Annotated in this window: 1 protein-coding gene; it reads left to right on the top strand. The window is 40.1% G+C overall.

What is annotated here, in order from left to right:
* Positions 1 to 228 precede the first annotated feature (228 nt).
* Positions 229 to 1,293: a uroporphyrinogen decarboxylase gene (gene hemE, locus GQR46_RS19740; RefSeq protein WP_002961084.1), complete on the top strand. Its 1,065-nt coding sequence runs from the start codon at positions 229 to 231 to the stop codon at positions 1,291 to 1,293.
* Positions 1,294 to 1,353: the final 60 nt, after the last annotated feature.

The following is a 1,353-nucleotide window of genomic DNA, read 5'->3' as shown; positions in this document are numbered from 1 at the left end:
TAACGCGGGACAAACAATAACAAGGTTTTTGTGATGTTGCAAACATATTAATAAAAAGTTTTAAATGTTATTCTTTTTTGCTTGTTTTATAGTCAAAATGGATTAAAGCACGCCATTATATTGATCTGCCTCTAGGTAAAGCTGTTTTCGTCCCTAAGCAATAGAGGGTCGGAGAATATGGTGGTACAATCTTGCACAATTTATACAAGTCTTAGGATCATTTACGCCATGAGCGAATTAAAAAACGACCGTTATTTACGTGCACTTGCAAAACAACCTGTTGATGTAACTCCGGTATGGATGATGCGCCAAGCAGGACGCTATTTACCAGAGTATCGCGCTACACGTGCACAAGCGGGCGATTTTATGAGCCTGTGCCGTAATGCTGAACTTGCATGTGAAGTAACACTGCAGCCACTACGTCGCTACCCGTTAGATGCCGCTATATTATTTAGTGATATTTTAACGATTCCAGATGCGATGGGTTTAGGTCTTTACTTTGAAACTGGCGAAGGCCCTAAGTTTGAACGTCCTATTTCATCACTTGCTGATGTTAAAAAAATTCCAAAGTTAGACCCTACAGACGAGCTTGGCTACGTAATGAACGCAGTAAGCACTATTCGTCGTGAACTTAAAGGTGAAGTACCGCTTATTGGTTTTTCTGGTTCACCTTGGACGCTAGCAACTTATATGGTTGAAGGCGGTAGCAGCAAAGTATTTGGTAAAATCAAAAAAATGGCGTTTGCAGAGCCGCAAACACTTCATTTATTACTCGATAAGTTAGCTGACTCAGTTATTGATTATTTAAATGCTCAAATTAAAGCTGGCGCGCAATCGCTAATGGTATTTGACTCATGGGGTGGTGTATTAAGCCCGCGCGATTACAACGAATTTTCACTGCAATATATGCATAAAATTGTAGATGGCTTAATTCGTGAATACGATGGTCGTAAAGTACCGGTTACTTTGTTCACTAAAAATGGTGGTCAATGGATTGAAGCTATTGCAGCAACAGGTTGTGATGCAATTGGTCTTGATTGGACTATTAATATTAGCGACGCTAAACGCCGTGTGGGTGATAAAGTAGCTCTACAAGGTAATATGGACCCATCTATGTTACACGGTACACCAGAGCGTATTCGCCAAGAAGTAGGCACTATTTTAGAAGACTTCGGTACAGGCAATGGCCACGTGTTTAACTTAGGCCACGGTATTACACCAGATGTAGACCCTGAAAATGCTGGTGTATTCATTAATGCAGTACATGAGCTAAGTGCTAAGTACCATAAGTAATAGCTACTTAAATAAACTTTAAAACTGTTTAAAAGTAAAAAACCCGCTAAGTTGCGGGTT

Source organism: Pseudoalteromonas sp. Z1A6 (assembly GCF_011378745.1).
Taxonomy (GTDB): Bacteria; Pseudomonadota; Gammaproteobacteria; order Enterobacterales; family Alteromonadaceae; genus Pseudoalteromonas; species Pseudoalteromonas arctica.
This window is presented reverse-complemented; position numbering and strand designations above follow the sequence as displayed.

Excerpts from the sequence above, each read along its gene's own strand:
- hemE (WP_002961084.1), top strand. The coding sequence starts at position 229 with ATGAGCGAATTAAAAAACGACCGTTATTTACGTGCACTTGCAAAACAA.